The sequence below is a fragment of the Cytobacillus sp. Hm23 genome (genome assembly GCF_051842895.1).
Classification (GTDB): Bacteria; Bacillota; Bacilli; order Bacillales; family SM2101; genus Nanhaiella.
The window spans coordinates 17,833-41,147 of the sequence record NZ_JBPXRQ010000013.1; the positions used below are offsets into that span (position 1 = coordinate 17,833).

Here is a 23,315-nt window from a genome sequence, read left to right on the forward strand (position 1 = left end):
TTAATATGTTGTTTTTTGAAAGGATAGTATATGAACAACCATATTTTTGTAAATTGGGAAGGTCATCATGTAAAACTCTCATGGTTACCAACGGTACATATACAAGACGTTAAACAAATTACAAGTGCACATGGTTATTGTTTTAGCCAAGGTAAAATTCTGTTAGTGGATGTTAAAGGTCGAGGATTTAATATACCAGGTGGACATGTAGAGGATGGAGAATCACCTGAGGAAGCGTTTCATAGAGAAGCATTTGAGGAAGGTTATGTGAAAGGTAAGGTAGAGTATATTGGAGCGATTGAAGTAAGTCACGAACATAACCCACTCTTTAAGCATGGCGGGAAGTATCCTCTTGTTGGCTATCAAATGTTTTATCGAATGGACATAGAAGAGTGTTTTCCTTTCCAAAGAGAGAATGAAACCTCCTCACGCATTTGGGTAGAACCAGAGGAAATACCATATGTAATGAATGACCATGAACTTTCTTTACAAGTATTAAATGAAGCATTAAATAAAAGGCGAAAAAAGTGAAATGATAGTTAAGGTATTAAGGAAATGCAGTAGTATATTTAGGAGAGAAAATGTGGAAAGTCATATTATTATTGGTTACAGAAGTAGTTCGATTTTATCAACTACTAATGAAACTGAATAAGAGTGAACCTATGAAGTTTTAGCCTTTTCATTTTCTTTAAATCCTACTAAAGCTAACTATACAGGTTGAAATAAAACAAGTGTTGATGCTCAATCAACACTCGTTTTATTGTATCGCTTTTTAAAGATTTGTTAAAAGATTGTCTACCATTGAATCATATTGTGCGAAGTTTCCAGAAGTCCTTACTAACAGGGGAGCACCTTGTGCAACCGCTAAGAATAGGCGTGCTTGATCTCGTAAATCCTCAGCTTGTATAGGATTTTCAGTTGCTTTTTTTTCAGCTAACACATTTTCAAGCCATTTTGCATTATCAACAAAAAATTGATTAATATTACCACGTATTTCCTCTGGGAAGGAAGAAATTTCTGCTGCCATCATCGTACATAAACAAATTTTTGAGTTATTGTCTAGAGTATTACGATACAGTTGGAAAAAAGCCTTAAGTTTTTTTACAGGGTCATTAAACTTTTGATCTATTTGGAAAAGATCATTAAGAAAATCCTTGTGATATTGCTGTAGAACAGCTTGGACCAATTCTTTTTTTGATGGAAAATAGTAATGAATACTTGCCTTTTTTATACCGACCTGCTCAGCAATATCAGCATAGCTAAAGCCGTTATAACCGTTTTTCTGAATAAGATGCTGACCGACATCTAAAATTTTTTGTAATGTAGTTTTATTATCCATATAAATAATCTACTATCAAGTAGATAAGTAGTCAAATGACAAGCCCTATTTATGAATACCTCATGAGCATATCGTAATAATATTTGCTCATACTATGTTATGCTAACATCATAAATACTATTATTGAGGTGCAAACGATGAAAATCGAAGTATATTCAGATTTTGTATGTCCATTTTGTTATATAGGAAAAAGACATTTAGAGGATGCATTAGAACGAACATCCCTAAAAAATATAGCTGATGTATCTTATAAAAGTTTTGAACTTGATCCAAATTCACCGCGAGATACGAACTTATCAATTCATGAAATTATTGCTAACAAATACGGTGTGTCCATTGAACAGGCGAAGCAAAATAATGAGGGGATTCGTAAAAGAGCTGAAGAAGTTGGCTTGGACTTTCGTTTTGAAAACATGCTACCCACAAACACGTTTGAAGCTCATCGTTTAGCAAAATATGCTTCGGTTGTTGGTAAGGAAGAGGAACTAACTGAAAAATTATTAAAAGCTTATTTTACCGATTCTAAGCATATTGGAGATCATAGCACATTACTTGATATTGCTGAAGATGTTGGGCTTGACCGGGAACAAGCGAAATCAGTATTAGAAAGTGAGCAATACAAAGATGAGGTTCGCAGTGATGAATCCGAAGCAAGGAGCATTGGGGTTCAAGGTGTGCCATTTTTCGTCATTAATGATAAGTATGCCATATCTGGTGCGCAACCGACAGAAGTATTTGTTGGTGCACTAGAGAAAGTGCTAGAAGAAGAAAAACAATCAAGCAAACTAACTTCGCTTAATACAGAAAATGCAAAAGGTACCTATTGTGATGATAATGGCTGTGAGTGAACAGCTAAAGATATCTAGTTGAACATTGTATATAGAAACATAAGGAACTTTCGACGTGAACACATCCGATGATTAACGACTGACATGAAGGATGCAGTTCATTATAAGAAAGTTCCTTTTGTTATTTTATAAGGCGCTATTCGTGAATTTTCTAATTCTCACCGAATTTGATCCATAAGAAACGGCTCTATATGTGTTAGTCATCATGTTATGTACTAACATTCGTAGCATTTAGTACATAGACTAATTTCTACTTTATAATCTCATCCCATCCCATCCAAGAGAGTAGTATCAAAGAAGGTAAATGTCGCACATGATTTTGAAATAGGTCAGAAGTGCCGTTTTTACAGCATAAGTGAAAGAATAAGAGAGTGTATCATGCAAAATCATAGTTCTATCCTCTTAATTTACAATAAATTCTGAAAATTATTTTGTTTTCTAACCTCGATTCCTGTACAATTTTATCAAAAAAAGAGATTGGAAAAGAGGAGAATAGTATGAGGAAATTAGTCACCATTATACTAATATTTAGTAGTTTGATATGTTTTAACGTTACATCAACCTATGCGAAGAATGAGGATTTACGCTTAAACATTGTCGATGAGTTGACAAAAAGAGGCGATCTTGAAGGTGCAAAGGCCTATGCGCAAGTATATGAAAACGATACAAAGGTTGGGGTTCAATATTCATTTTTTTATCCATATAATGGCGTAATGGATGGTGCAGTTGGACAAGGTGCTCATGAAGGTGATTGGGAAAAAGTAAGAGTAATAGCTGATAAAGAAACAGAAAAAATTGAAACTGTGTACTATGCAGCCCATTCAAATGAAGGGCAATGGTACGATGATAGCTTCATATTTAGTGAAAATATGAAAAGCAATGAACGTAGTAATTATGATACTGGGCAAAAGCCATCGGTAGCAGTTACTGTTGATGGAATGGTTATTGAAGTGCATGAAAATGAAGTTACCGGTGGTAGTCTTTATTATAATTTGGGCAAAATTGTTGATCAAAAGGTTGAGTGGCTTCGTTTAGGAGCTAAATACGATAATGGGCAAAATCCAGCGCTTACGGTTACCGATGGCGGTAAAATTATTGAAGTACATGAGAATGAAGTTACTGGTGGAAAATTATATTATAATATTGGAACAATTGAAGGAGATAGAATCAATTGGACAACGAATGGAACATATTATGATACTGGACAAAATCCTTCTATAAGTGTTACTGCGGATGGAACAATTATCGAAATTCATGAGAATGAGGTCACAGGTGGGAAATTGTACTATAGTGTAGGGAAAGTGAACGGCAACAAAATAACATGGATGACAAAAGGAAATAAATACGATACGGGCCGTCACCCTTCTGTTACGGTATCAAATAATACAATTATTGAAATGCATGAATCATCGGGAAATCTATACTATAATGTTGGCTCTTTAAATGGAGAACAGGTTGACTGGACTTCTAATGGAACGTTTTATGATACAGGGTATCTTCCTGATGTAACTGTCACACAAGAGGGTAAAATATTTGAAATTCATGAAGGTGGTGACAGGCTATACTATAATATCGGCCAATTAAATGGTGAAAATATACTGTGGTCAAAATGGAATGGAACTAAAGCAGTTGGAACGCCGCTAGATTTTGGGAGCAAACCATCTGTGCATTTCACCTCTAAGAATGACGTTATTGTAGTGAGTGAATCTTCTAGCAGCTATAACATAAATGCTCGAATAACAACGTTATTGGATGATTATAGACCTGTAGGTTTTTCCTCAAAGATTTCTCATGCAAGTTATCCAAGGGTAGCCACTTACTCTAGATTTCCTCTACCAAATGATGTGACAAATAGAGGTCCAATATGGGATATTCAAGAAAACGTCTCATTGATTGGTAGTGATTACAGAACGAATGATTTGTACAGATGGGTAGCTTATGATGGCTTATGGGGAAATACGTATGAGGATGATTTGATTGGTACGAAGAGTCCTAGTTTTGGGATAGGAAGTGGATGGTTTAAAGATAGAACAGGTAGTTCTGTAGCAAACGATGTCGTCGTCGCTGATTATAATCGAGCTATGTATTATGCAAAAACCTTTGCCCCAATTATGTATATGCATAGCGAAGATATTGATCATCCTTCAACTGTAGAATGGTTTTTACAACGGGTTCAACTGTTATACAAAGATGAAGTTCTTTTAGATGTAGGCGAAGTAAACCCAATTTCACTAGTTGAGGTTAAAATTCAGTGAGCTTTTAGTGACCACAAATATTATTGGTATTAAAATGTTAGCAATGTAGTCTTGTTGAGAGTACATAACTAGTAAAACCTGTTTTAATAGAAAGGTATCAAAACAGGTTTTACTGATGTTAAAAATGATTTAAATATGCAATGAACGTTTTGGGTTTAGCGTTAATGGATTGTTCTGTAAGCTATGATTAAGTTGATTTTAAAGTATTATATTTCCCTAATGCGCCTATAATCCATAGCAATAGATTAAATAATAATACAATTAAAATTAATATACCATCCCAAAAATGAAAGGTGTTTACATTATTATTTATTAACTGTTTGAAGGTGTTAGTGATTATTACATAAACCCCAGGAGCTGAATAGAAAAGAAATAACAAACTAGCCATTATACCACCTAAAATATATAACGAGGTAAAAGTCTTAACAGACCTTTGTTCAATAGTATTTAGTTGTCCAAATTCATCAGATTTAAAGCTATTATTTTTAAATATTCCTTTCAAATATACTTTTGAATAATCGTGTAAGCTAGGGATATTTATAAGGTTCATAATTATATAATATATATCAGTTCTTAAAAAGACTAAACACTGCCACCCAAACCTAAAGACTAAGATTAACGTTACTAATTGGAGGTATTCTGGCATAAATGTTGGATTAAGGATTTGAACACTTAAAACAATAAATAATAATATCGTATCGAAAAACATTCCACCTAAATATGGAATAAACCTTTGTCTTTTAGTAACAGACCAAATACCAGTCATATCTGCCTCCACAACTAGCCAATAAAAACGAAGGCTAAGGCGAAATTTGACTGGAATACCATGTTTAATGGTAGCAAGGTAATGCCCAAATTCATGTATAATTAATAGAATCCACGAAGTTACAAACAACAGCAATAAACTTACTCCAGTAGTTTGAACAACAAACATGTCTTCATAAGTAGGAAATAAGTCAGGTCTCACAATAAAAATTATTAGACAACAAAGAAATAACGCAGCATACAATATATTCATAAAAGGATGAAATAACAGCAATCCTAAATTTGTAAAAAATTTATGACTCTGGGTCTGCTGTTCTTCATTTCTATTTTCAAAACAAACATGATCATCTATTGAATGAACTAACTCTAATTCATATAAACTATTTACAAAATCGAAAACATCAACATCTATGTTTTTTTCTGACATTATGTTTTTAATCTCTTTTATACTATTCGTTCCATCTAATAATTCAATAATCAAAACAGCTTCATATGGAACTCTAATAAACATTCCAAGAATAGGGTCACCAACTGTATACTCTTCACCATCTTGTTGAATTGATAATTGTACCAACACTTTAGCTTCGTTAGTTAGCTCCATGTTAGTTAACCCCACTGTATGTTTTTGATATATTCACTAAGTAATCTAGATTTACAGGTTCCAATCTATCATCAGCTATGCTTCCACAAGTAGGACAATCTTCTGTTTTCTCCCAAGTTTTTTTAGAGTGAATATTATAGGAAAGAGTATCCATCTCCATAGTTAATGATTCTTTATTGTTTTCAGTTAGATTAGCTGCCAATTTTCCAATTTCATTTGTTAGCATTCCTGTTAACATAGCAACATTAGGTGCAAAAGCGGTATTTCTTCCTTCAAAAGATTCACCGTATACAGATTTTAATTGGTACTCAAATTCACTATTTTCGCGTAGTGAGTTAATTAAAAAACAATCAAAACATCCTCCGATATATGGAGTGAATTTTTGAACTAAGATTCTCTTATTTCCAACTCCCCCTTGCACAAATGGTTTGTTTTTTTTGACACAGGCAAAATTAACCCACCGTGACGAGATAATTGCGGGTTGATCAATTCCATTAATGACAATATCTGATTTTTCTACTAAATTAGATAAGCAATTTGCATTTTGTACTTTCATGTTAACAACTTCTACTACTATCTCTTTATTTATTTGCTTAATTCTCTCAGCTGCTGCTGTTGTTTTTAATTTCCCAATTTCATCTTCTGAGTATAGAAATTGTCTGTTCAAATTACTTAATTCAACAGTATCATAGTCCAAACCGATAATTTTTCCTACTCCCATCCCAGCCAAGCTTGCTGCTATTAAACTTCCACCACCTAAACCTAAGACTAAAACAGTAGCATCCTTCAATTTATTCTGATACTCATACTTACTTGTGTTAAGGTTAGCGAAATTAGAAAAGTAATTAAGGTTCGCTCTATATCGTTTTAATTCATTATTATTTAATGTTGTAGAATTCAATGCATTAGCGTCCTCTATTAAATTATGATGATTTAAATCATCAACTATTTCTAGAATGTCTTCTTCAGAGCATTCTAGGATACTTGCAATCTGCGGAATATCTTTATTTCCATCTAACAATCTAACAATTTTTAGGAATTCTCCGTGTTCATCTTCTATTTCTAGTGTACCATCTTCTAATGCTATTTGAACTTTGTCTTTGTACTCAATGATGGGTGTGAAAACGTCTTTAAATTTAGGCTTCATCTCCATATACTCCTTTTAATATTCAAAGTTATAAGAAAAGAAGGTCTTAGAATTTCTAAAACCTCCTTTTCCTTATGTTTTATTTGTAAAGTAAGTATTTAACCATTTAACTGAAATGGTTAGCTAAAGGTACAAGTTTTTCAACTTTTTTTATTTTAATCTTTTTCATTTAACATATCCTCCCCTCTAAAACAAAGTGAATGTTACATTGACTATCTTATGACTATTTCAGTAACTATATTACATTAAAACGCCATATTTGTTCATAAATTACTATTATTGAAGATATTTACATGTATACTATAATTTGCTTTGTTTTCTGTACATTATTATTAATATAGTTATATTTTTGTGAAACATAACTATCTAATAGTAACAACCTAGCTGGTTACAACAGTTTAAAACCGCTTTACAGTGAGCTTTATGCTACCTATAAGTGGAATACTATAACGATATGAAGTGCGTTTGGATGGTGAGCATATGAAGATGTCATATTACCTGTTGGTGAAGCTTAATGAGATGAAATAAGACTACTATTGTAAGGTGGTAAAGGATTCGTTGAGTGGTGTAAAGTATTTATAATACTTGGCCGCAATAATCAAAGAAAAAGTAACAATATAAGCATATTTGAGAAACGGTTTCATGGTAATAGCTGTTGGCTAGCAAGCAATGAAAGAAACTAACGAGGTTAATCTCCCTTATTACTGTGGGTAATTTCCACCTGAACTGGAGCGTATTAATTGAGGTGTACTAGAAAATCACAATGACACTACACAGCGATTGTTCATATGTTAAATAATAATAGAAAAAAGGAGCGAAAAAAGCTCCTTTTAACTTATGAGTTATTGTTCTCATCATCTTTCCATCGACCTGCTTTTTTGACAGCGTCTTTTAAAAGAATTTCAATTTGCGCATTAACACTACGTAATTCATCTTCTGCCCACTTTTCTAAACAATCATATAGCTTAGGGTTTATTCTTAGCGGGAAATTTTTTCGTTTGGTCAAAACATCACACCCTTAGTAGATGCTTCCAGAGTTTATAATCGGTTGAGTTCCTTTATCTGAAATAAGAGCTACCATTAAGTTATTTACCATTTGTGCTTTCTTTTCTTCGTCTAATTCTACTACATCATTTAATGTCAATTGATTAATAGCAGTTTCAACCATGCCAACCGCTCCATCAACAATGACTTGTCGTGCAGAAAGTACTGCTTGAGCCTGTTGACGCTGTAACATTGCTGATGCAATCTCTGAAGAATAAGCTAAATGCATAATTCGTGATTCTATCACTTCTACACCTGCTAATTCTAACCGTGAATGTAGGTCTTTTGCAAGGGATTGAGCAATTTCGTCACTATGTTGCCTTAAGGTCATCTTATGATTGTCTCCAAAATAATCATAAGGATATTGACTCGCAATATGCCTAATACCTGTTTCACTTTGAATTTGTACAAACTCTTCATAGTCCTCTACATCAAAAACAGCCTTCGCTGCATCGTTTACTCGATAAACAACAACCGCAGCTATTTCAATGGGATTCCCTTCTAAATCGTTAACTTTTAACTTTTCACTATTGAAATTAATAACACGTAAAGATACTTTCCTCTTTAACGTAAAGGGGATTGTCATCCAAAAGCCTTGTTTTCGTATAACTCCTAAATATAGACCAAAGAAAGTAAAAACCTTCGCTTCATTCGGGTGGACGATTGTTAGTCCTGAAAAAATTAAAAGAGCTAGGATAAATAATCCAGCTGCAACGAGAAATAAGATTCCTTCGCCTTTAGATGATGCGAGAGCAAACCAGCCTAGCACAATTAATGTAGCTGCAAGTAAAATACCGATAAAACCATTTATTTTCCATAATTGTTTTTCTGCCATATAAGAGCCTCCTTAATATTATTTTAATATCAATATGATATCACTTTAATATCAAAAAGGACAGTGATTTGTTTTCCATCAAATAGAAAAATATTTAATTCTTAGTAATAGTAAATTTGAGAATTTATGTTATAATATTCAAAAAAATTAGGTTGTTATCATTATGTTGCTATTTTACTAAGACCTTAATATGAGGTTTTATACAAGTCCATTCATTTAATAGAAAAATACCTTGTGTTTATATCTTTTTCGAAAAAAGGAGCAATCAATGTCAAAACAGATTATGATTAACAGCATTAAACATAGAGTTTTAACAAAGGCTTGTTATTTAACAAGAGAAGAGCTTTTGGAGCTTGAGAAAGCAATCGCTTTTGCTGAAAAAGCGCATGAAGGTCAGATGAGAGCAACTGGAGAACCATATATTGTACATCCATTGTCTGTTTGTCTTATCTTACTTAATTATAAAGCTGATGCTATTACACTTATCTCAGCGGTGCTTCATGATGTTGTCGAAGATACAATATATACTGTATTTGATATTAACAATAAATTTGGATTACAAGTGTCACTTATTGTTGATGGATTAACCAAAATAGCAAAAGGCTCATACGAAAAGGATGAATACAACGCAATTAATAGAGAAAAATTGCTCTCAGCAATTACAGATGATGTTAGAGTAGCGGTAATTAAAATTGCTGATAGACTACACAATATGCGGACTTTACAAGTGAAAAAAGTGGAGAAGAAAGTCCCTTATGCAAGTGAGACTCTGGCATTTTTTTCACCACTAACTGAACGATTGGGCTTAGTTAATATGCAGAAAGAACTTGAGTCGTTGTCATTTCATTACATGAATCCTGTTAAATATGAATACGTAAAACAGCACATGTGCGAACATGAGCAATCCTTTAGCGTGTTATTTAATAAATGTAAGCAAGAAATTGAACACACAATGAAAACGACAAAACTTGGACTTGAACTTTACTGGGATACAATGCCTATATATAAGTACAATTCTATGTTACAAGAAGACCATTCCTTAGTTGATACGTTTTCTATTAACGTAGTAACAAATTCAATTGAAGATTGCTATATAGCTCTTGGAATTATCCACAATCTTTTTCAACCAATTAGTAACGAATTTAAAGATCATATGGCGATACGAAATAACATATTTTATAAGCATTTGAAAACTAAAGTGTTAATAAAGGATGTAGAAGTGAAAGTTAATATATACACGAAGGCTGACCAACACTTAAAGAATCTTGGAGTATTTCAGTTTTTGCAAGACAACTTATTTACGAGTGATGCTAAGGAAATTAGTAAAGATTTGTTTAGAGATTCAATTAGCTGTATTAAGGTGATTTCTAAGAATCCAACTCAGTTTGGGGAGATGGCATCCTTTGAAATACTACAGAATGATATTACAGTTTATACATCCCATTTAGAGCCAGTTTTTCTTCCAGATGGGTCAACTGCCATTGATTATGCATTTCAGTTAGACCCTTCTATTGCAAAAAGGATATCTTACGTATGTATAAATGGGAAAGTAAAGCCACTAAATACGGTTCTAATTGATTCAGACATTGTGGAAATAGCATACGCTGAGAAGGATTCTATACACCCTCATTGGCTGTCATTTGCGAAGACTTCTAAAGCATATAAAGAAATAAGTGACTTGCTGGGATAAAACAATATGAAAGGCTGTTTTAACATTAATTGTTGATTTTCATAAAGAGTTAAATACCATAAAACTAACATTCTTCTCCATAGACTACAATAATCATATACAACACATCAGTTATCTTACATGTAAGTGAAAAAAGCAACAAAGTTTACGAAACGAGCCTTATGAAAAGAGGATGATTAAATGGAGCTTCATGCGGATGGCGGAACATTTCATTTAAAGAGTGCAAAAGAAAAAGACTCACAACTCGTTATACAACTATTAATTCAAGCAGCTACATGGTTACAAACAAAAGGTACAACACAATGGGATTATTACCTTACTCATCTTGAGGAAAATACACAAGAGGTATTAGATTCTATTATAAAAGAGAACACCTATATTTTATTGAAAGAAAATAAAGCAATTGCTACGATTACATTGGAAGATCAACCGACTGAATGGGATATAGACATTTGGGGACAAGCACGAAACAACAATGATATTGTTTATTTGCATCGAATAGTCGTTGACAGGGAATATGCTGGTAAACAAATAGGTGAAAGATTAATCGAATGGGCGATACAATTAGTAAAAGGTCAAGGAAAACAATACATCCGTTTTGATTGTCTTCGAAGTAATGAAGGATTAAATACTTATTATCAAAGAAAATATGAATTAAAAGGCATAGCGAATATTTATGGTGAGCATTGTAAATATGAAATAGTGGTGTGATATAACTACATAACCTCTAATAACTTATTCAGAGCTTAAGATATATCCATCCTTATTAATAAGTTGAGGAAAAAGGTACGGAAATAAGAGCCTGTTTAATTCTATCATGTTAACAGGCTCTTTATTTCTATTTCTGACCTCTCAACTTCTATAATGCTTCTTTTATAACTTTTTTGTAAAAACGAACAGATAATATGCCAAAGATTGAATACAAGACGGTATATAATATCATAACAATAATCATTGGTGTCCAAAGCTCTGTTCCAAACAAAAACCATCCTGATTGAACAGCGAAATAGCTGTGAAGTAGTCCAAAAAATAATGGTATACCAAAATTTTCAATTATATAGCAAAACCTTTTTTGATGCTAAAAAATGTTAGGTGTTTGTTAAGATAATAAAGCCAGTAGCCTGGTTTTTGAAATCCTCCTACTGGCATATCACTTTTATATACGAAGTAATTTTCTCTCAAGTATTGAAACTGTACGTACAGTTTTCATTTGGACATAAATATAAGGGATGATTAACAAGAAATAAACGGTAGAAAATTGAGTAACTAGCCCGTTTTTTACAAAACCCCAATGAATAAAGAAAAATCCTAGCACCATAAAAGCTACACCAGGACAAATAAGTGCGAAGCTTCCAGGGCTTTTCTTTGATCCATGAATATATTCATTAAAATAGCTAGTACGTTTAAGAACTGAAAAACCAATTAAACCGAATATTAGTTGAATCGATACAAGTATAGTTAAAATAATTAATAGCGGTAACTCACTTGGGTTAGGCTCATGTAACAAATGATGACTAAAGCCCATATAATTACGCACGATGGAAATACCGATAAGTGTTAGTATTGGAATCATCATCCATAAGCTAGGGCTTCCTTGTACGTCAATCCCTTGTTTGAAGATTGACTTAAATCCTAGGACTAAATGGATAGTGACGAAGACTATAGCAATACTAATAAAAAATATTGATAATAATAGACCAATCGTCGAAACAACTTTTGTTTGACTCATCGCAGCAGGGGCAGCAAAACCTACTGCTATCATGCTAAAGGTAAAAGTGATTAGCATTTGACTGAGATTATTATTCATGATGAAATCAAAATCTCCGTTTAACATGAGTCTAGTAACGTAATTCTTAAAAATGTATAGGCTATATACTCCTATCGCGATAAATGATATTAACGAAATAGGAAATAAATATTCAACGTAATTCCAAAGATTCGGCATAAAAGTACCAAAAATAATAAAAACGACGTTAACGCTCATAGCAAGTGTTAACGGGATTGTCATTAATGTAACTTCATTATTAGATTCTCTTAAATTATTGTAAGCTTTTGTTTTCTTAAATTTGTTGTATTCTGCAATATTCCAAAATAATAGTTTGTAATGCTTAAAGCCAAAGTAAATAATGCCTAGTAGAGCAATTGAAATCGTTAATATTAGCAATAGATTACCTGATTTAAAACCATTGAGTACATGTTCAAAGTTTGCCATCGGTTTTCCAGGATGTTCGATCATAAACATGAGATACATGTAAAATGCTACAGCTAAGCCTCCATTACCGAGTGATGATAAAAAGTACATTGGGTTATAATGTTCTTTTAGATTTTTACGCATGTAGATCCTCCTTTGTATATTCTATATACCCTCATGGGTAATTGAACACTATTCTAACTAGTTAAAAACCAGTTTTCAAGAGAGAAGAATCTTTTGTTGCTGGAAATGTTTCATATAAAGATACGCATATAAGGAAGCTTTAAGGTAAAAACAAATTGTTACAATTTAATGGCTAAGATAATAGAAATCTATTAGTTGACTTTCTAATATAATTTTCGTAATATACCCATATGGGTAATTTGAAAAATGGAGGTTATATAGATGGAATTTATCGGTTATATCGTGATTGGTTTATTTATTGTAGTTCTTTTTCAAAAACTTGTTCCGACTAAAGGTGTAAGACAAATCTCAGTAACAGAATTAAAAAATCAAATGAGCGCACCTAACAAACAATTTATCGATGTTAGAACAGCTGGTGAGTTTAAAACAAATAACATTCGAGGGTTTAAAAATATACCTTTGCAGCAACTGAGTAAAAAAATGAGCGAGCTTTCAATGGATAAAGAGGTAGTTGTAATTTGCCAAAGTGGAATGAGGAGTAATCAAGCGAGTAAACTATTAAAGAAAAACGGCTTTAAACAAGTTACAAATGTAAAGGGTGGCATGAGTGCATTATAGCGAGAGTGTTTTAATTAATTATTAGATATAGAAACAAATTTAAATCGTATTTATGAAGTAATATCTTAGTAAGAAGGGAAGACCTAACTCTGATCCCTTCTTATTAGAAACTTGTGATCAACAATAGAAGATAAAAGAACAGCAAAGCTCATTAACTATTAAAATCTGTTAATTCCTTAGGTAAGCTAAAACCTTTATTACCATCTGGCATAAAGCGTATAACTTTAAATACAGCAGTTACGTTTAATGAACCATAAATATGTGGGAATAATTTTCCTGCTTCATACAAGTCTTCATATACAATCTTTGCTTCGACTTTATTAGGATCTATACATAAAAGTACTAGATCTGTATGACCCTTATACAAAAAGTTTGCAACATCAACAACTTGTTCACTAGTAGAGCAGTGAATAAAGCCATCAGTTTCCATGCTAGAAGGACTATAGATTCCCTCTCTTTGCGCCTTGAGCCATGCTTCTTTTTCAATAATATGTAATATCATATTTCATACCCTCCTAATAGTTAGTACATTCTATAAGCTCATCTTGGCAAATAAATGAATAAATAATAATAACTAGATTACATCTATGCTATTTATCTATTATACAGGACTAAAGTAATATTCTTGTATAATAGTTGATATCTTTAATAACAGCTTATATCTGGTACTCATTTAATTCTTCTTTCTTTTTAACTGAACTCTTCAAATGACGTATAATATAAATAGTTTATGTATGGAGGGGCACAGTTTATGTTGCACAGAATGGGATTATATAAAGTGTACCTACAAGCGATTAAAGACGGCAACAAAACTGTTGAAGTACGCTTGAATGATCAAAAAAGAAGGAACATAAAAATTGGAGATACTATCGAGTTTGTCTCTGTTCCTGAAGCAGATGAATCACTAAGGGTAAATGTAACAGGGCTAAAAAATTATCATACTTTTAAAGAAATGTACGAAGATATTCCTTTAAAGGATTTCGACTGTGAAGGTTGGACGATGAAAGATTTACTCGAAGGAACATACGAAATTTACACGCTTGAGCAAGAAGAACGATGGGGTGTTTTAGCGATTTCTATTAAAGCAATGAAATAATAGGAAGAAAAACCAAGAGGTTAGATGATTGATGAAAGGCGGAGATGGATGATGGATGTAACTGAGTTTCAACAATGGGTTAAGGAATATTATGAAACAAGAGGGTGGTCAGAGTTAGATATATTTATTCGAATTGGCTTTCTAGCGGAGGAAACTGGTGAGGTTGCACGAGCGATCAGATCCCTTGAAATAGGAAGAGATAGACCAGATGAAGTAAATGGGACATTTGAGGAAAATAAGCAAGAATTAACGGAAGAATTGGGTGACGTATTAGGAAACTTAATTGTTATCGCTAACAAGTATGATATTTCTTTGGAACAAATTTTTTATGAACATAAAAAGAAACTATCCAATCGCTATACGAATAATTAAGTGATGGTAGTTTTATAAAATGAAAGCTAACAAACGGAAAGAAATCAATGTTAAGAGGTTGGTGACCAACAATACATAACTCAATATTAGAAAAGGTTTCAGCAAAATACGGAGTGAATCCTACATCATTGAAGTTATTAGGAGGATTCGATCAAAATGTTTATGAATGTAAGGCTAAAGGTAGCAATTTTATATTAAAAATTCTATCAGGAACTAAATATGATATTTCTTCAGTAAAGCAAGAGTTAGCATGGATGAATTATTTAGCTGATCATGGGTTAAACATTTCTTTACCAGTGCGGTCTGTAAAAGGTAAGATCATTGAAGAAATGCAATGGGAAAGTGAGTATTATATCGTCGTGGCTTTCGAGAAAGCGCATGGCTCTGTTCTTGCTAATATTAATTTAGCTGATTTATTGACCGTAAAGAAATGGGGAGAAGTTATGGGGAGGATGCATCATGTTGCTAAATTATATCCTACCTCTGGAAATAGCTTTCTTGTTAATAAAGAATGGAACAGTAACAGTATTTTTACGGAATATCCATTAATTAAGAACAAAGTATTAGATAAGTGGCAAACATATATAACTGAGTTACATTTGTTAGATAAAGATATTAATAGCTATGGAATGATACATAATGATCTTCATCATCATAACTTTCATGTGCATAATGGTGAGATTATCCTATTTGATTTTGGAGATATCGAGAAGAATTGGTTTGCATATGATATCGCAATTTCGTTATATCAGGCCGTGCAAACTATTCCTTCATCTGAACAAATAAGAAGAAGAGAATTTACTTTGCGTTTTTATGATACGTTTATGTCAGGGTATAATAATGAAAATTTGCTTAATAAATATTGGCTTGCAAAAATACCTTACTTTCTCGATTATAGACAAATTTATTCATATGTATATATTTCAAAATATATGAACATCGATCATTCGAATGAGAAAGTATACAAAGTTCTTAAAAAAATGAAATATGATATTGAACACGATATACCATTCATAGATTTCAACTTACATATTGGCTAAAAAATATAGACTTGCAAGAAAATTGATATACGAAGGGTAAGGAGTGAATATATGATGCAAAGCGTAAGAGATAACGAGGTAAATAGTGATAACATAGAAACCACTCGCCTATACTTAAGGAGAATAACTCATAACGATATTGAATCACTGTATAAAATCGTCAAGCAAAACGAAGTTGGAATGTGGTTAGCCAGGGGAGAGGGAATGTCCCGTGAAGAGACAGAAAACTACGTAGAAAATATAGTAAGCCACTGGAATCTATATGGCTTTGGTGTATGGGCAGTTATACATAAAGAAACCGACAAGCTTATCGGCCATTGTGGTTTAAGATATATAGACGATACAGAAGATGTTGAAATACTCTATCTCATAAATCAACAGTATTGGGGTAATGGTTATGCAACCGAGGCAGCTAATGCAGCAATAGGTTTTGCTTTTAAGTGTTTAAGGATTGAAAAATTGTTTGCTAGAGTTAGAACAAGGAATGAGAGGTCGATGAAAGTATTAGGAAAAATTGGATTTACGTTCCTCAAAAATAAAGACTACAATGGTCGTATACTATCATACTTTGAGTTGAATTCTACTAGATGGCTATAAATAAACTAAATGTGAGCAATATTAAGTCAACAAAATGACCTAATATTGCTCATTTTAATAGATCGATTGGAAAACATTGTGAGTAAAAAAATATAGAATATAAATAAAGTTTGTTATAAGATAATATTATAAAATGATAACGTTTACATAAAAAGATAAAAAGGTAGGTGAGTAAATGTAGCAAAAACAAATAATACAACTTTACTTGTAGGCTTAATAATGTTAACGTTTACAATTTTGTTTATTAAATAAATATAAATAAGGTGGGGAGATAGCACATGTTTAAAAGAAATAGTAAAACTCTTCGTTCAATAGCGGTGTTCTTTCTTATATTCTGTTTAACTTTTACAAGTTTTGTTGGGATAGATAAAGGTATTGCAGCAGGTGAATCCGTTCAAGTTTGGCTTACAACCCCTGATGAAACTAAATTACTTGAGCAACAAGAAGATATTACGTTTGTACAAGATAGCTCATCTGCAGATATTCATATTGATGAAAATATTGAATACCAAGAAATGGATGGGTTTGGGGCTGCAGTTTCAGGTTCTTCAGCGTATTTGTTGAACCAATTAAATGAGAGTGATAAGGAACAAATTTTAAATGATTTATTTAGTGAAAAGGGTATTGATTTAAGTTTTGTACGTCAAACAATTGGTGCATCGGATTTTAATTTAAAAAGCTATACGTATGATGATATGCCCGAAGGTGAAATAGATCCAACTTTAAGTCATTTTACAATTGACGAAGATCGAATCAATGTCATACCTGTTTTACAACAAATTAAAAGTATTAATCCACAATTGAAAATTTTAGGTACACCTTGGAGTGCACCAGCGTGGATGAAAGAGAGTGGCACTTTAAATGGAGGGAGCTTGGATCCTAAATATTATCAGTCTTATGCAGATTATTTTGTTAAATACCTTCAAGCGTATGAAAGTGAAGGATTACCAATTTATGCTGTGACAGTGCAAAATGAACCTCATCATGAAACAACTAGCTATCCAAGTATGTATATGGATGCAAATCAACAAATTGATTTCGTGAAAAATTATTTAGGTCCTACCTTTAACGCAGAAGGCACAGATACAAAGATTATTGCCTGGGATCACAATTGGAATGAATTTGATTATCCAATTCAAGTGTTAAATGATGAAGAGGCAAATTCTTATGTAGCAGGAAGTGCATTTCATTGTTATGCAGGTACACCTGAGTCACAATCTGCAGTGTATGATGCACACCCAGATAAAGGAATTTGGTTTACTGAATGTTCTGGTGGGGAATGGGCAACTGATTTTGGTGATAATTTAAAATGGAATATGTCTAATATTGTAATAGGTGCAACGCGCAACTGGGCAAAGTCAGTCTTACTATGGAACTTAGCACTAGACGAAAATTTTGGTCCGATAAATGGTGGATGTGTTGACTGTCGTGGCGTTGTTACAGTAAATCAAGATACTGGAGATATTGTTAAGAACGTAGAGTATTACGTGCTTGGACATATTAGTAAGTTTGTAAAGCCAGGGGCAAAGAGAATAGAGTCTAATGAAAATACGGAAATAGAGAATATTGCATTCAAAAATCCAGACGGATCAAAAGTATTACTCGCAATGAATAGTACAAATGAGCAAAAAACGTTTAAAGTAAGATGGGGAACACAAGCGTTTGAGTATTCACTTCCTGCTGGTGCAGTAGCTACCTTTACATGGAACGGTGAACAGGAAGGAGATAGTGGATTATTCGAACTTAACCCGTATCAACAAATGGAAGCTGAAAACTTTTCTTCAATGGAAGGTGTTGCAACTGAATCAGCAAATGATATCGGTGGCGGCTTAGTAGTTGGACAAATTGATAATGATGATTATGTAGTATTTAAAAATGTTAATTTTGATGATGGCGCCCAACTTGTCAAGGCAAGAGTTGCTACAGAAGCTGATGGAGGACAAATAGAGTTTCGATTAGGAAGTCCGACAGGCACATTGATTAGTATAATAAATATTCCTAATACAGGTGGCTGGCAATCATGGATAACTAGTTCTGCCCAAGTTGAAAATGCAATTGGTGTACATGATTTGTATATTGTGTTTAAAGGCGGCTCAAATGGTATTGGTAACTTTAACTGGTTTGAATTTTCAGCAACGAATGAAATTACAAACGAAGTTAATGCATTTGAAAGAATTGAAGCTGAAAACTATGATACATTGTTCGGTATTCAAACTGAAGGAGCTAATGATGCTGGTTATGGTTTAAACGTTGGGCATACAGATGACGGGGACTATATCGGGTTTAACAATGTTAACTTTGGTAGTGGAGCAATATCTGTTGAAGCGAGAGTAGCTACAGATGCCGATGGTGGAGAACTTGAATTTAGATTAGATAGCCCAACTGGGCCTGTCATTAGTACTATAGATGTTGAAAAAACGGGTGGCTGGCAATCATGGGTGACAAGATCAGCAAAAGTTTTAGGGGCAGATGGTGTTCATGACCTATATGTTGTGTTCAAAAGTGAAACTGGTGGTATAGGTAACCTAAACTGGTTTACATTTTCGGATGCCATACAGGACAATCCTGCAATAAATGCTTTTGAACAAATTGAAGCTGAAAACTATGATACACAGTACGGTGTTCAAACTGAAAATTCTAGTGACGTTGGTGGAGGCCTGAACGTTGGTCATACTGATAATGGTGATTATATAGGCTACAACAATGTTGACTTTGGTGAGGGAGCTGTAGCTGTTGAAGCTAGGGTAGCAACTGACTCTGAAGGTGGGATGATTGAGCTTCATTTAGATAGCCCTACTGGAGATTTAATTGGAACAATTAATATTACGAAAACAGGCGGTTGGCAGTCATGGGTAACTGAATCAGCTGAAATATCTGGCGCAAAAGGTGTCCATGATGTATATCTTGTATTTAAGAGTGAAGCTGGAGGCATAGGTAACGTAAATTGGCTTAAGTTTATTAATTCAGCTCAGCAGCTTCAGCAGCATATTGAAGCGTTCAAATCTGATTCGAATCAAATGGAACAATTATCAGCAATGATCGTAAACAGTGTCATGCTAGGTGAAGTCGATGGAGAAGAAGTGAAAATCTTACTTCAAGAAGCTTTTTTAGCTGAAGAAACTGATAATGAAACGGTTATCCATGTTCGAAATATTACTGAGCATATTGAAAGAGATTTAGAGCGTATGGCAGGAGAGCTAGATAAAAAGAATTTTGACAGTGAAAAATATATTAGTAAGATAGCAAAAGAGTTAGAAAAGCTGATTAACAAAACATCCTAATATCTTTTAAATTAATCATTGTAGCCACTTTATTATTGGGATAATAAAGTGGCTACTCTTATAGTTTAGGCGGATTTGTTATTAATAGATGCTACAGAACAAATCGTTCAAGACCCTAGGTAATAACACTGGTAAAGCAGAGTATGCACTTACAGAGAAAATAATAACGAATTAAAGCTAAAAAACATTCAAAGGAGTCTATTTCGTAAAGTCATCGAAATAAAAACGTCATTGGCGACTTCTGTTAAGTGTGAAAAGTATGGTATCAGACAAATGAGCTTTGTATGGATATAAGGACCTTTTAAATAAAGCTTCCCGATCTATCCCCACTCAAATAGCTATTTTATCAAATCATAATAAAGTCGTTTAGAAAAAAGTCTTTTCTCTTGCAATTCTACCTATTGGTAGGTAAAATATGCATAAGCAAGTGATATTGATCTCTAGGTCAAATAAAAACAGCAGGAGGAATGCAAGATGTTCAAAGATAAAGTGGTAATCATTACAGGTGGTGGCTCTGGAATTGGAAAGGCTACGGCTAAGAAGTTTATCGGTGAAGGTGCGAAAGTAGTCATAAATGGGAGAAGAGAAAGTATCTTAATAGAAGCAGCGAAGGAACTTGATCCTACAGGTAAAAACATTGCATATGTGGCTGGAGATATAAGTGTTAAAGCTACGTCTGAAAAATTAGTTGCAGTAGCAGTTGAAGAATTTGGAGGTGTGGATGTACTAGTTGCTAATACGGGAATCTTCAACCCAACTAGTTTTTTAGATCACACAGAAGATGATTTAAACAGTTATATTGATGTGATCGTTAAAGGTACCTTCTACCCAGCACAGGTAGCTATCCCTGAAATGAAAAAACGTGGAGGTGGCGCAATCGTCAATACTGGTTCAATGTGGGCAATTCAATCAGTAGAAGCGACACCATCTACTGCATATTCAGCAGCAATGGCAGGCAGACACGCACTTACTAAAAACTTAGCTGTAGAATTTGCTAAGGATAACATTCGTGTGAATGCAGTTGCACCAGCTGTGGTAGAAACACCAATTTACAACACATTTATGTCTGAAGAACAAGTTTCTAAAACATTACCTACCTTTAATGAATTTCATCCCATAGGAAGAAATGGTCAACCAGAGGATGTAGCTGAGGCAATCCTATATTTAGCTAGTGATCGTGCATCATGGGTGACTGGTGTAATCATGCCTTTAGATGGTGGGGCGACAACAAGGTTAAGATAGAACATGATGTTATGCTAGTGACTTAATACTAAATTTTGTTACACATATATATAAGATTAATCTTGATAAAGTGTATGTAATCATATGAAAAGTCCTAAATTCGAGCCGCTTTATTTCTGTTAACTAGAATAAAGTGGCTAGTTTAATAGTCATCATTGCCATCAGCACACTTAATAAAGAATTTAGGTAATAGAAGTTCAAAATTCACTTTAAAACTATTAAATAATAAGTGAGCTTAACCGCTTGTTATTCAGCTGGTTCTGTAGGTAGGTTTCCCCCTAAAAGTAAGGTTTTTCGTTGTAGACGAAATGATACATCAACATCATCCCTTCAGTTTGTATAATTCAATCTGTACTTTTTAAACAATTTATTATTCGTTGAATTTTTGTATGACAAAAGTCATTAAGTGGGAGTTTTCTGACAAGGAAATCATAAAACGACTTGCTATATATTTATAACAAGCTGATATATTTTAGGAAATTAATTCTTTAAAAGCAGCATCAAGACTATTATTTTCACCAATGTTCATAAACTCTTTATAATCTCCTTCAAATTTGATTTTTCCTTTTGATAGGAAAAATATTGCACAATGTGCTTTCAAATATTCTAAATCCTGCATGACGTGTGTAGACATTAGAACTGTTGTGTCTGCCTTTTTTGTAAGTAGTTGAATTCTTGTTAATATACGCTCTCGAGCGTGGGGGTCAATACCTGCGGTTGGTTCATCAAATATATAAAGCTTCCTTTTTAATAACGTTATGGCCGTTACATGAAGCCATCTTATTTCACCAATGGACATATCACCTATTTTTGTTTGCCACAACCTAGTTACCATATCTTTATCAAAAGTGTCCATTCCATCTATGAAAAAAGGTTCATTTGTAATTTTGTAATTCGTACTATGGTCAGTATGAATGTAGAGCCTGAAGATATCTTTTCCTGTTATTGAATAAGGTAATAAGGTGCTTTGAGTCATATATAAAATATCTTTTTGTCTTGGTGTATTTTTTATTTCATTTGGCGATTTTATGGAACCAGATATTAAATCAAACAGTGTGGTTTTTCCGCTACCATTAGAACCTAATAATACATTGATTTTATTAGGTTTAAACTTGATATGAAGCTGATCGAGTATCTTTCGTTTTATTTTTGACTTTTTGTATTCATAAGTTAGATTTTCAACTGTAATCATGTCCTATTCTCCTAAGATCTCGAGTTTATTGCTGTAATCTTAAATGATTTGTAGGAATAGACCCCAATAGTCAAATAAACACCAAGCAATAAAATCGTAAAATACATATTAATATAGTTAAAATCATTTTGAAATAGTACTGACATTAAATAGTTTTCTAGGTTAAGTACAACATTTACAGGGTTAATAAGACTTATATAAGCAGGGACATCTATAGATAGACTATTGTTAAAGGATGTCATAAATAACAAAAACATAATAACACTTGCAAAAGTAATTAAAGATTCTTGCTTTATAGGAAGAATTAACAAGAAGAGACAGAGAAATGTTATAGGAATAAAAGAGACGAGTAACAAAACGACACCTAATAACCAAAATTTCAATGTAAGATGTGTGCTTCCTAAAAATAATATCGAACTACAAATTGTAAAAGTAGATATAGATAATATTGCAATTGTTAAGAATGACAAAAATAACCCAATTATAATAGGGAGTTTACTTCCTGTAATAAAGAAAAATCTTTTTAAAAATCCTTGTTCTCTCATCTGAATTAAATTCGTACATACATTAAAAGCTGTTAAAATGATGATTAGCGCTATGTAACCTCCAAAATACATCAAAAAAACACTTTCGCTAGGCTTTTCGGAAAGGAATTTCATATTATAAAGAATAGCCGTAAGCAATGGGAACAGAATTAGCCACATAAGCGTTATCTTACTATTGAAATTAACCTTATTAAACAATAAATAGAACTCTCTAACCTTTTTGAACATATTTAAAAAAGATCTCCTTACAATATAATTTGTGTAGGTAAACTCTATTTACGTTCTTGCCATTCTATAAGCAGTTGTATTTATAAAAAATATTCTTACAATTTCAAATTCGAAGTGAATTATACCACCATAGAGTAGTTGTATCAATATAATATTTATTGAAGAAAGACTCTTTTCGCTTCCTATTCTGATTTTTTTATAGAAAGGGGTTTTTAATTGCTGCAATCATTTAATAGAAGCAGAGA

The 23,315-nt window shown here is 32.9% G+C and carries 21 protein-coding genes and 1 pseudogene; 13 read left to right on the forward strand and 9 right to left on the reverse strand.

The genetic code is table 11. The annotated features are described in order from the left end of the window. Positions 1–30: 30 nt before the first annotated feature. Positions 31–531 carry an NUDIX hydrolase gene (locus ACSVDA_RS10310; protein ID WP_485882939.1) on the forward strand — a complete coding sequence of 167 codons (501 nt, stop codon included), beginning with the start codon at positions 31–33 and terminating at the stop codon, positions 529–531. 241 nt (positions 532–772) lie between these two features. Here ACSVDA_RS10310 and ACSVDA_RS10315 read toward each other — a convergent pair whose 3' ends face one another. Beyond that, complete coding sequence (locus ACSVDA_RS10315) at positions 773–1,339, reverse strand: TetR/AcrR family transcriptional regulator (protein ID WP_485882941.1); 567 nt, start codon at positions 1,337–1,339, stop codon at positions 773–775. A gap of 137 nt (positions 1,340–1,476) precedes the next feature. Here ACSVDA_RS10315 and ACSVDA_RS10320 point away from each other — a divergent pair, with 137 nt between their 5' ends. Continuing rightward, a complete protein-coding gene (locus ACSVDA_RS10320) occupies positions 1,477–2,187 on the forward strand; it encodes a DsbA family oxidoreductase (protein ID WP_214480615.1) in 711 nt (236 codons plus the stop codon). A 497-nt stretch (positions 2,188–2,684) separates the two neighbouring features. Beyond that, the gene (locus tag ACSVDA_RS10325) at positions 2,685–4,442 is read left to right on the forward strand and encodes a hypothetical protein (protein ID WP_485882943.1); all 1,758 of its coding nucleotides are present in this window, start codon (positions 2,685–2,687) and stop codon (positions 4,440–4,442) included. A gap of 187 nt (positions 4,443–4,629) precedes the next feature. Here the strand turns inward: ACSVDA_RS10325 and ACSVDA_RS10330 are convergent, their stop codons facing one another. The 4 genes from ACSVDA_RS10330 to ACSVDA_RS10345 form a co-directional block, all read right to left on the reverse strand. Beyond that, on the reverse strand, positions 4,630–5,808 hold the full coding sequence (locus ACSVDA_RS10330; protein WP_485882945.1) for a zinc metalloprotease: 1,179 nt from the start codon (positions 5,806–5,808) through the stop codon (positions 4,630–4,632). A gap of 1 nt (position 5,809) precedes the next feature. Next, complete coding sequence (locus ACSVDA_RS10335) at positions 5,810–6,955, reverse strand: HesA/MoeB/ThiF family protein (protein ID WP_485882946.1); 1,146 nt, start codon at positions 6,953–6,955, stop codon at positions 5,810–5,812. An 835-nt stretch (positions 6,956–7,790) separates the two neighbouring features. Next, a complete protein-coding gene (locus tag ACSVDA_RS10340; RefSeq protein WP_485882948.1) occupies positions 7,791–7,961 on the reverse strand; it encodes a type II toxin-antitoxin system antitoxin in 171 nt (56 codons plus the stop codon). 12 nt (positions 7,962–7,973) lie between these two features. Then, positions 7,974–8,834, reverse strand: a complete 861-nt coding sequence (locus tag ACSVDA_RS10345) for an SPFH domain-containing protein (protein WP_485882950.1) — start codon at positions 8,832–8,834, stop codon at positions 7,974–7,976. A 268-nt stretch (positions 8,835–9,102) separates the two neighbouring features. Here ACSVDA_RS10345 and ACSVDA_RS10350 point away from each other — a divergent pair, with 268 nt between their 5' ends. Both ACSVDA_RS10350 and ACSVDA_RS10355 read left to right on the forward strand, forming a co-directional pair. Further along, positions 9,103–10,524 carry an HD domain-containing protein gene (locus ACSVDA_RS10350; protein WP_485882952.1) on the forward strand — a complete coding sequence of 474 codons (1,422 nt, stop codon included), beginning with the start codon at positions 9,103–9,105 and terminating at the stop codon, positions 10,522–10,524. A gap of 180 nt (positions 10,525–10,704) precedes the next feature. Beyond that, positions 10,705–11,235 carry a GNAT family N-acetyltransferase gene (locus tag ACSVDA_RS10355; RefSeq protein ID WP_485882954.1) on the forward strand — a complete coding sequence of 177 codons (531 nt, stop codon included), beginning with the start codon at positions 10,705–10,707 and terminating at the stop codon, positions 11,233–11,235. A 148-nt stretch (positions 11,236–11,383) separates the two neighbouring features. Here ACSVDA_RS10355 and ACSVDA_RS10360 read toward each other — a convergent pair. Together ACSVDA_RS10360 and ACSVDA_RS10365 are read right to left on the reverse strand one after the other, a co-directional pair. Continuing rightward, positions 11,384–11,572, reverse strand: a pseudogene (locus tag ACSVDA_RS10360) (hypothetical protein); the annotation flags it as partial. Positions 11,573–11,680: 108 nt separating this feature from the next. Then, positions 11,681–12,859 (reverse strand): TsoY family (seleno)protein, encoded by a 1,179-nt coding sequence (locus ACSVDA_RS10365; protein ID WP_485882955.1) that lies wholly within the window; start codon positions 12,857–12,859, stop codon positions 11,681–11,683. Positions 12,860–13,120: 261 nt separating this feature from the next. Here ACSVDA_RS10365 and ACSVDA_RS10370 point away from each other — a divergent pair, with 261 nt between their 5' ends. Beyond that, positions 13,121–13,477 (forward strand): rhodanese-like domain-containing protein, encoded by a 357-nt coding sequence (locus ACSVDA_RS10370; protein ID WP_485882957.1) that lies wholly within the window; start codon positions 13,121–13,123, stop codon positions 13,475–13,477. A gap of 151 nt (positions 13,478–13,628) precedes the next feature. Here the strand turns inward: ACSVDA_RS10370 and ACSVDA_RS10375 are convergent, their stop codons facing one another. Next, a complete protein-coding gene (locus tag ACSVDA_RS10375) occupies positions 13,629–13,979 on the reverse strand; it encodes a DUF952 domain-containing protein (protein ID WP_485882959.1) in 351 nt (116 codons plus the stop codon). A gap of 249 nt (positions 13,980–14,228) precedes the next feature. Here ACSVDA_RS10375 and ACSVDA_RS10380 point away from each other — a divergent pair, with 249 nt between their 5' ends. From ACSVDA_RS10380 to ACSVDA_RS10405, 6 genes are all read left to right on the forward strand, one after another. Then, a complete protein-coding gene (locus tag ACSVDA_RS10380) occupies positions 14,229–14,573 on the forward strand; it encodes an ASCH domain-containing protein (RefSeq protein WP_485882961.1) in 345 nt (114 codons plus the stop codon). 51 nt (positions 14,574–14,624) lie between these two features. Next, complete coding sequence (locus tag ACSVDA_RS10385) at positions 14,625–14,945, forward strand: MazG-like family protein (protein ID WP_320209103.1); 321 nt, start codon at positions 14,625–14,627, stop codon at positions 14,943–14,945. 128 nt (positions 14,946–15,073) lie between these two features. After that, positions 15,074–15,985, forward strand: a complete 912-nt coding sequence (locus ACSVDA_RS10390; RefSeq protein ID WP_485882963.1) for a phosphotransferase enzyme family protein — start codon at positions 15,074–15,076, stop codon at positions 15,983–15,985. 54 nt (positions 15,986–16,039) lie between these two features. After that, positions 16,040–16,582, forward strand: a complete 543-nt coding sequence (locus ACSVDA_RS10395) for a GNAT family N-acetyltransferase (RefSeq protein ID WP_485882965.1) — start codon at positions 16,040–16,042, stop codon at positions 16,580–16,582. A gap of 278 nt (positions 16,583–16,860) precedes the next feature. Continuing rightward, positions 16,861–19,863: a carbohydrate-binding protein gene (locus ACSVDA_RS10400; protein ID WP_485882967.1), complete on the forward strand. Its 3,003-nt coding sequence runs from the start codon at positions 16,861–16,863 to the stop codon at positions 19,861–19,863. A 474-nt stretch (positions 19,864–20,337) separates the two neighbouring features. Then, the gene (locus ACSVDA_RS10405) at positions 20,338–21,105 is read left to right on the forward strand and encodes an SDR family NAD(P)-dependent oxidoreductase (RefSeq protein WP_485882969.1); all 768 of its coding nucleotides are present in this window, start codon (positions 20,338–20,340) and stop codon (positions 21,103–21,105) included. 472 nt (positions 21,106–21,577) lie between these two features. Here the strand turns inward: ACSVDA_RS10405 and ACSVDA_RS10410 are convergent, their stop codons facing one another. Next, positions 21,578–22,297 (reverse strand): AAA family ATPase, encoded by a 720-nt coding sequence (locus ACSVDA_RS10410; protein ID WP_485882971.1) that lies wholly within the window; start codon positions 22,295–22,297, stop codon positions 21,578–21,580. A 225-nt stretch (positions 22,298–22,522) separates the two neighbouring features. On the opposite strand from ACSVDA_RS10410, the gene ACSVDA_RS10415 reads away from it, so the two are divergent. Next, a complete protein-coding gene (locus tag ACSVDA_RS10415) occupies positions 22,523–22,846 on the forward strand; it encodes a hypothetical protein (RefSeq protein WP_485882973.1) in 324 nt (107 codons plus the stop codon). Positions 22,847–23,315: the final 469 nt, after the last annotated feature.